7 protein-coding genes are annotated in these 8,510 nt (G+C 56.8%); 5 read left to right on the top strand and 2 right to left on the bottom strand.

Going from position 1 to position 8,510, the window contains the following annotated elements; translation table 11 throughout:
* Positions 1-111 precede the first annotated feature (111 nt).
* Positions 112-441: a hypothetical protein gene (locus ACVWZF_RS13975; protein WP_457411715.1), complete on the top strand. Its 330-nt coding sequence runs from the start codon at positions 112-114 to the stop codon at positions 439-441.
* Here ACVWZF_RS13975 and ACVWZF_RS13970 read toward each other — a convergent pair.
* Positions 438-2,678 carry a serine/threonine protein kinase gene (locus ACVWZF_RS13970; protein WP_457411713.1) on the bottom strand — a complete coding sequence of 747 codons (2,241 nt, stop codon included), beginning with the start codon at positions 2,676-2,678 and terminating at the stop codon, positions 438-440. The two genes, ACVWZF_RS13975 and ACVWZF_RS13970, sit on opposite strands and share 4 nt — an antisense overlap.
* 242 nt (positions 2,679-2,920) lie before the next feature.
* Here ACVWZF_RS13970 and ACVWZF_RS13965 point away from each other — a divergent pair, with 242 nt between their 5' ends.
* The 4 genes from ACVWZF_RS13965 (at position 2,921) to ACVWZF_RS13950 (ending at position 7,011) form a co-directional block, all read left to right on the top strand.
* Positions 2,921-4,114, top strand: a complete 1,194-nt coding sequence (locus ACVWZF_RS13965; protein ID WP_457411710.1) for an RNA-guided endonuclease InsQ/TnpB family protein — start codon at positions 2,921-2,923, stop codon at positions 4,112-4,114.
* A gap of 206 nt (positions 4,115-4,320) precedes the next feature.
* Positions 4,321-5,289 (top strand): NAD(+) kinase, encoded by a 969-nt coding sequence (locus tag ACVWZF_RS13960; RefSeq protein WP_414424646.1) that lies wholly within the window; start codon positions 4,321-4,323, stop codon positions 5,287-5,289.
* A gap of 59 nt (positions 5,290-5,348) precedes the next feature.
* On the top strand, positions 5,349-5,987 hold the full coding sequence (locus ACVWZF_RS13955; protein ID WP_414390208.1) for a histidine phosphatase family protein: 639 nt from the start codon (positions 5,349-5,351) through the stop codon (positions 5,985-5,987).
* Positions 5,988-6,051: 64 nt separating this feature from the next.
* Positions 6,052-7,011, top strand: a complete 960-nt coding sequence (locus ACVWZF_RS13950; RefSeq protein ID WP_414424644.1) for a patatin-like phospholipase family protein — start codon at positions 6,052-6,054, stop codon at positions 7,009-7,011.
* A gap of 103 nt (positions 7,012-7,114) precedes the next feature.
* Here the strand turns inward: ACVWZF_RS13950 and ACVWZF_RS13945 are convergent, their stop codons facing one another.
* Entirely contained in the window at positions 7,115-8,158 is a 1,044-nt protein-coding gene (locus ACVWZF_RS13945; RefSeq protein WP_238376861.1) for a DUF58 domain-containing protein, read from the bottom strand.
* Positions 8,159-8,510: the final 352 nt, after the last annotated feature.

Below are 8,510 nucleotides of genomic sequence, written 5' to 3'. Positions count from 1 at the left end.
CTTCTGCCATTTGTTTTCATCTAAAAAAACCAACTTCATCCTCTTTCCTCTATAAATTATTCTCTCTATCCTAACATAAGATCAACACGACCTAGTCCAGTCTTTGACCCTGTGCTGGTCATCTTTGGTCTTGATGTCAACAGGGAGACTGATCCGGAATTCTTCTTCATCAACGATGACGCAAAGCCTGGTGATTTCACCACCTCCGAGCTGACGATCCCAGTACGGCAAGACCGCTGCTACCTGCTCTTGGTGGAAAGCTACTGGGCGCAAAATGCCTCTCCAGCCGCTGGGCCGGGCAGCCCTGGGCGAGGCCCTTACACCATCGAAGTTGTGAGCGAAAGCTTTGCTGCTCCTCCTCCACCGCCTCAACGGCAACAGAAACCGGAGGATAGAGAAAACGGCGGTGGCGGAGACCGAGGGGGGGGTGTCGGCCTCTAGCTCTGGCGGGTGAGCTTGATGGCAAAGTCAGCGCTGCCACAGGTGGCTCTGCCGCGAATCACGCGCCCGTCAGGGCTGACCGTGCCACTCCAAGCAACGGTTGGGGTACCGCTACCCCCTATTCTGCCGCTAACAGAAAGTTGGTTGCCGATGAGCTGGCCACTGCGCTCAGAAAAGCTGGGGGAGGAAACGCTGATCTGGTTGCCCTCCTGACGAATGGAGACGGTTTCCTGGACGCCAGCCGCAACATTGACCTTGCACAGGGATCCCTGCCAGATAAAAGATCCTCCCTCGTAAAGCCACTCGCCGCTGAGGGCCAGCTCTGCCGCAGGTGTTGGCGTTGCTGGGGCAGGTGTGGCAGTGGGAGTGGGGGATGGAGTCGGGGTGGGGGTAGGAGTACGAGGGACAAGCGGGGTGAATCGAGGGATAGGGGTAAGCGTCGGTGTCGGAGTGGGTGTTGGTGCTGGAGTCGGGGTGGGTGTCGGTCTCGGAGTGGGTGTTGGTGCTGGAGTCGGGGTGGGCGTCGGCGTCGGGGTGGGCGTTGGCACCGGAGTGGGTGTTGGTGCTGGAGTCGGGGTGGGTGTCGGCGCTGGAGTTACCTCAGGGGTAGGCGTGGGGGTTGCTTCGGGCGTAGGGGTAGGCGTAGAACCGGGAGTTGGGATCCCTAGGATTGGTTTTACGGGTATAGGCTCTATGCGTATGGGCTCTACCTTGGGTTCGGGAGTTGGGGTGCGATCCGGCTGTTCCTGGGTATCGCGAACCGCTGGACGTGGCCACAGCAAAAAGGCGGCCAGCAAAGCCATAACGCCTAGGGATCCCCCGGCCAAGACCCACTTCAGACTGCTGCCGGAAGGCTGTAGAACCGTTTGGGGGGCAGCTTGTGGCAGAGGGCGGGTGCGGGGAGTATCGGTTCGTGGTGGTGTAGCAGGGCGAGCGACAGGGGGATCCTGAATGGTGGGGAGAGTGTTGCCGGCTGGGATCACTGTGGAGGGCGTTTTGGGAGTTTCATCCTCACTTTGGGGAGAGGGATCCGGTGTTTCCGGCGAAGCTTCTGCTGAGGAGGGTTCCCGCTCGGTGATGTAATAGGGGATCCCTGCACCTGGGGAGGGGGGAGAGACCGGCTCATCTTCGATGAGATCCAGATCCTCATCGCGGATATCTTCAAAGGCTCCAGAAGCTGATCCTGTATTGCGGGTGGTTTGGATTGGTGGCTTGGGGTCAGAAGAGGGTGGAGCATCCCGTTGAGCCTTAGCGCTGCCGGTGGGCAGGATCACAGTGCTGGCTTGGCTGGTGGAGAGTTGAGTGGCCACTGTCAGGTCATAGGCTTGCAGCAGTCGTTCCCCCAGCTCCCGCATCGTTTGCGGTCGTTCGTCTGGGTTTTTTTTCAGGCAATCCATCACCACCGCTGCTAAAGGGGGTGGGATCGGCTGGGGAGCTGCCTTCGGGTTGATCTCGATTGGGCTTTCGTAGCAATGGGCGTGGATCCAGCTGTGCAGGGAGTCGGTTTCCAGCTGAAAGGGCATGGATCCCGTCAGCATCTCGTAGAGCACTACCCCAAAGGAGTAGATATCCGAGCGGGCATCCAAGGCTTTGCCCCGTATCTGTTCGGGAGAGGCGTAGCGAGCTGTGCCGATAAATCCTCCCCCTTTTTGGGTGCCCAGGCTGAGGGTGTGATCCGCCAGGGTTTTGGCCACGCCAAAGTCGAGGATTTTCAGTTGGGGGATAAGCTTGCCATTTTGAAAAACTTGCTCGATGAAGAGGTTGCTGGGTTTGATGTCGCGATGGATAACGCCTCGAATCTCGCGACCCTCTACCTTGGCCTGAAACGTGTGGGCAAAGTGCAGCCCCTCACAGGCCTGCAAGGCTAGTCGAACGGCTTGTCGAACCGGCAAAGCCCCTTTTTCTCGGATCAGCTTGCCCAGATCCTGCCCCTTGAGGTACTCCATCACCAGATAGGCTTGCTCCCCCTCTTGGCCGTGATCCAAAACCTTGACGATGCGAGGATGCTGCCCCAGAAGGGTGCTAACGCGGATCTCTTCGGCAAAGCGACGGCGCAAGTCTGTCTGGAAGTCGCCCCGGCTCAGCAGCATGGGGGCATAGAGGATCTTGACGGCTACCTCTTGGCCGTTGTTGTGTAAGTCCAAGGCGCGGAAGACGGATCCCATACCACCGCTACCAATTTCTTGAATCAGCTGGTAGCGGTTGCCCAAAATGCGGTTGGTGAGATCTGCGGTCATGGGTTTGCAGCTTGGAGAAGAGGAATTGCAGGGGGAATGTCCATACCATAAACCGAATTGCTGAGGTCTGCACCAGCCTACGCCGGTGGCTGAACTCAGGGATCCGGATTGGGGCCATCTGTTGGAAATGGCGGGGTTTTCGGTTGATTCTTCAAGGTGACTTCTCAGCTAGAAATCGCAGGAGCCCCGCCCTCTGTCCGTAGGACGAGGGTCGGGAGGAATGCGGAAGTTATGATAGAACCATGACCCAAGTCCTGACCGTCTCCTGCAAGCTCAAGGTGTCCCAGTCGCAAGCTGCAAAGTTGGATGCGACAATGGATGCCTTTGTGCAGGCGTTGAACTGGGTCAACCAGAACACACCCGAGAAAGTCGCCAACGCCGTTAAGCTCCAGTCTCTGTGCTACCGCGAAATCCGTGCTCGGTTCGGCTTGTCCAGTAACTTGGCCCAGCAGGTCTGCAGACGGCTGGTCGGCGCCCGTAAAGTTGCCCGACAGAAAAACCGCCCCGTCAAAGCGTTCAAAGGGGGCTTCGCTACCTACGACGCTCGTATCTTTTCGTTCCGCGAGAAAGACTGGACGGTGTCGCTGACCACGGTGGAAGGCCGAGAACGCTTTGAGCTGGCGATTGGCCGTTACCAGAGAGAACAGTTGGCGGGCTCCAATCCCAAATCTGCCACTCTGGTCAAGCGCAAAGACGGTTCCTACTTCATTCAAATCTGTGTGGAAGCGGAGCCATCCCCACCGCAAGGCACGGATAGAGTGCTGGGCGTGGATTTGGGAAGGACGGATATTGCCCATACGTCAGAGGGGGACAACTGGAATGGACAGCAGTTGAACCGAATCCGAGACCACTACTCCAAGCTGAGGGCGGTACTTCAACGCAAAGCCAGTAAGGGCACACGCAGTTCGCGGCGCAGATGCCGTCAACTGTTGCAACGGCTGTCTGGCAAGGAGAGGCGCTTTCAGGCGTGGGTCAATCATCGCATCTCCAAAGCTATTGTCTCTAGGGCAAAGGCGACAAACAGCGCTCTTGCTCTGGAAGACTTGACAGGGATTCGGAAAAGAGTCAATCAACAGCCACGCAGCAAAGCCGAACGGCGCAGGGCCAACAGTTGGGCGTTTTATCAACTCCGTCAATTTTTGGAGTACAAGGCTCTGCGTGCAGGGGTTGCTTTGATTCTTGTTCCGCCTGCCTACACGTCGCAGACCTGCCACCGGTGTTTGCACATTCATCCCGACCCTGCGCAATCCTACCGCAGTGGGAAGCAGTTTAAGTGTGGACACTGTGGATGGGAAGGGGATGCGGACTTGAATGGTGCGAATGTGATTGCGCTTTTGGGGGCTGCCGTAAACCAGCCTAGAGGCTCGTGGTTGGCTTGCCAACTGCAGGGCTACCGAAAGCCCGCCCTGTGCTGCGAAGCAGTCAGGGTCGGGTAGTTTACATTTACTTAACTGTTACTTAAAAGTTGTAGAAGAAAGCTCTGGCGGGGGCAGTGACGCTCAAGGGAGAGCTGCGGTGATCGGTTTCACCGTCCAAGAGAACATTTTCTGGTTAACTTTGGGGGGGATAGTCTGGATTATCCTGAGCAATCCCCAGTCTGAAGAAGGGGACAATCGACAGGGATCCCTTGATGAGGTTGACCATGGACTTGGGCTTGGTGGTGATTGCCTACAAAGAGGGGGATCGGGAGAGCAAAGCCGCCTGCCAGAGGTGTGCGGAGCAGTTGCGCCGGCGCGGCGTTACGGTGTTAACGGCTCCCACCGGCTTGCACCACAACCCCTACCCTGTCTTTCTAGAGGCCACCTCGGATCCCATCGATCTGGCGGTGGTGCTGGGGGGAGATGGCTCGGTGTTGGCGGCGGCACGATACCTAGCCTCCTATGGGATCCCGATTTTGCCAATCAAAGTGGGGGGTAGGCTGGGGTTTTTGGCCCAGTCGGAGCGGGTGCTGCAACAGGATCCCTGGGATCGCATTCAGGCAGGGGATTTTTTCTTGCAAGCCCGCATGATGTTGCAAGCCCAGATTTGGGAACAGCCGCAGTTGGGGCAAGGGGATCCCTTGGCCGCCCGTGGAGAGGGAAAACCCCAGGGCCGCCCGGTTAGCGAAGTCTACTATGCCCTCAATGAGATCTGCCTGAAGCCGATCAACCGAGAGCGGCTGCCCGCCGCGATCATGGAGATCGAGGTCAACGGAGAGATTTTGGATCAGTACCACGGGGATGGCGTGCTGGTGGCCACACCGACGGGATCCACCTCTTACACTCTGGCAGCCAATGGCCCCATCCTCGAGCCCACCCTCGACGCCATCATCATCACCCCTATTTGTCCCCTGAGTTTGTCCAGCCGTCCTATTGTCATCAGCGGCACAGCCAGGGTGGACATTTGGCCCCTTGCGGATCCCGAAGGGTTAACCCGCCTGTGGACAGATGGCGTGTTGGCTCAGTCGGTGAATCCCGGCCAGTGGGTTCACATTCAGCAAGCGCCTACACCGGCCAAGCTGATGATCCTGGAAAAAGATCTCTCCTACTTTCGCACTCTGCGGGAAAAATTGCAGTGGGCGGGCAGCCGCATCTACATCCCCACCACCAACCACCGCCCCGAGGGGGGATAAGGAGAGCTTAAAGTTGGGCAGCTAGAGTGGCAAAGTTCGCTCCCATAAGCATATTTCCCATGAGCCTGAGACTTTACCTCCTTAGACACGGAGAAACTCCCTACAGCCGTTCCGGCAGCTTTTGCGGCGCTCTCGATCCCGACCTCACCCCCGAAGGCAAACAAATGGCAGAAGCCTTTGCCGCAGCCTATGCTGGGATCCCTTGGCAAGCTCTCTACGTCAGCCCAATGCGGCGCGCCTTGGCTACCCTAAGCCCCCTGGCCGAGAAAGTTGGCTTGCAGATGCAGATTCGAGAGGGCCTAAGAGAAATTCACTACGGCGAGTGGGAGGGCAAAACCCACGCTGAGGCGCAAGAAGCCTACCCAGAAGCCTATTGGCGCTGGATGACCGAGCCGGCCTGGAACGCCCCTCCGGGGGGCGAAACCGCCGTGCAAATTGCCAATCGGGCCATGCCGGTTGTGGCCGAGATCCAGGAAAAATGGACAGGCGGCCACGTCTTGATCGTCTCCCACAAGGCCACCATTCGGGTTATTCTCTGCAGCCTGCTGGGCATCGACCTGGGTCGCTACCGGGATCGCATTGAGGTTTTGGCCGCCTCGGTCAGCGTGGTCAAGTTCGACCGCTATGGCCCCCTTCTGGAAATCTTAGGGGAACGCAGTTATCTGCCTTCCGATCTGCGGGAAAGGGCAGGTACCTAATTGTTAGAGGGAGCAAGGTTTAGGATTCTTGAGGTCTTTTGGGTCTCTTTTTGAGGGAGCAATCATGGGCAAAAAACTGGGATTAGCACTGGGCAGCGGCGGAGCGAGGGGATGGGCTCATATTGGTGTGATTCGAGCTCTAGAGCGGGCTGGGATCTCCGTTGACTACATTGCTGGGACGAGCATTGGCGCTTTTGTGGGAGCCATTTATGCAGCAGGAGAACTGGATGAGCTGGAAGACTTTGTGCGAGATCTCAACTGGAAGATGATCCTGTCTTTGTTTGATGTGGTCTTTCCCACCTGTGGCCTGCTGGATGGCAACAAAATTTATGAGCTGCTGACAGAACATTTGCAAGAGCTGTGTATTGAAGAGGCCGGGATCCCCTTTTGCTGTGTGGCTACCGACTTGATCACAGGCCAGGAGGTGCTGTTGCGTTCGGGCAAAATGGCAGATGCCGTGCGGGCCAGCATCTCTATCCCAGGAATTTTCACTCCCTTTCACCACGAAGGGCGCTATCTCGGAGATGGGGGCATTGTCAACCCGGTGCCAGTGCGGGTGGTGCGAGAGATGGGGGCCGATGTTGTTGTTGCGGTCAATCTCAACCATGTGGATCCCGCGGATGTGGAGTCGCAACTGGAAGAAACAGAGGTGGAAGAAACCCTTCAACGGCGACAGCGCTTGAATGCTGAAGGAGAAGTGATCGAAGAAGAAACCAACTTCATCACCCGCATTCGCAAACGCTATCAATCCCTACAACAAGGGATCCAAGAAAAAATTAGCCAATGGTTTCCAGATGAGCCCTCTGGTCCCAATATTTTCGACGTTATTGGCAAGACGTTGAACGTGATGGAGCAAATCGTTACCCGCAGTGTTTTAGCCGAACATCCGCCGGATTTGCTCTTACAACCCAAGCTGAGCCAGTATGGGATCTTCGATTTTCATCAAGCAGATCCGATTATTCAGGAGGGCTATCGACAAATGCGGCGGGCCATTCCAGAATTGCGACAAAAGTTGGAGCAGTGAACCACCACCTCTTCAGCAGTTTAACCTAAAGCTTTGCAAGGATCTGCGCCCAAGCTTTCCAAACAATCTCAGATGGATCCTGCTATCAAAATGGGCCTGAAGCTCACTCAATTGGGATAAATTGCAACAGCGATCCCGTGTGGATGAGATGGGCCGGGGCAGATTTTCCATCCTGGTCGGGATGGGCCAGCAGCACACAGCGATCTTGAGGGGTGAGGTCAAACTTGACAGAGGGATCAGGTTCTCTTTCCAGTGGAGGGCTGAGCTGGGGATCCCCGACAAAAGTAAGTCGTGCCAACACGGTCAGCAGGTGATCTTGATGGGCCAGGTCTGACCCAAAAGGAGTCCGCTCTTGTAACGTAACAAGTGCTACCGGGTAACCTTCTCGCATCAAGTAGAAGAGGATCCCGGCACAGCGCTCTACAGCTCGCTCCAACTTGTCTCGATGGATCTCGGGCCTCTCTTTCTGGGGCTGCCAGCGGTTTTCAAAACAGAGGGTGATGGCCTGGGCTCGTGGACGCTCCAACTCCCGCACGATTAGTTGATCCCGTTTGGCCGAGATCTTCCAATGGACAGAGCGCACATCGTCCTGGGGGCGGTAGGGCCGTAAGCTCAGGTAGTCTCCCTCTCGACCGGGTTGGGGGCGCAATTGGTTGCCGCTGCTGAGCTGATCCCACAGCGCCAATCCTTGAACCGGGGCGAGCCGCGGAAACACGATCACCGTTTGGGGATCCCTAATTGCCACCGCCTTGCGGAAGAGTTCAAATGGGAAGCTGGTGGCAACTTCAAAACCTTGCAACTGCCAGGCTCCCCGCCTTGAAAAAGTCTGCTGATAAAAAGTGTCCACCTTGGCACCGGGATCCACCCGCAAAACATAGCTGGAAGGCCAATCTTCCCGCCTCAGCCCCTCAATGCGTTCGCTCACCTGCAACGAGAAGCTGGGCAGGCGCCGTTTGCGATTGACCAGCGTGAGACCCACCAAGACAGGCTGGCCGGCGAAAATGCGGCTAGGCAACTGCCGGCTGACCTCCAGATCTTTGAGGGTGATATCAGAGAGGGTACCGCTGATGAGGATGAGGCTGAGCAGCATCCCCAGCAACAAGTACAGGGGATTGTTGCCGGTGTTGAAAGCAGCAATACTTACCAACAGGGCGATCCCGACAAACCGCCCCCCAATACGGGTGAAGCGGAAGCGGCGCAGAAAACGAACCTGGCGCCTTGATTCCTGCTCTGAGGAGAAGATCCCCAGGCTTCCCGTCTGTTGAAGTAGTGGAACTAGTTTTCGGCTTAGTTTCCACAACACCGCAGTCCCCTCATCACTCCTTCATCCCCGGCCCCTCTCCAAAGGAGAAAGAGGTCTGGAATCTACAAGCTGCTTCAGTGTAATTTGAAATCACCATAACCAGTGCTACGGGCAGGTTTTTTCTGAGAGGATTTCAGCAATGGCCGCAGCCACCCGCTCTTGTTGACAGGTGGTCAACTCAGGAAAACACGGCAAA

This window comes from Thermostichus sp. OS-CIW-30, from assembly GCF_054060215.1.
This window is presented reverse-complemented; position numbering and strand designations above follow the sequence as displayed.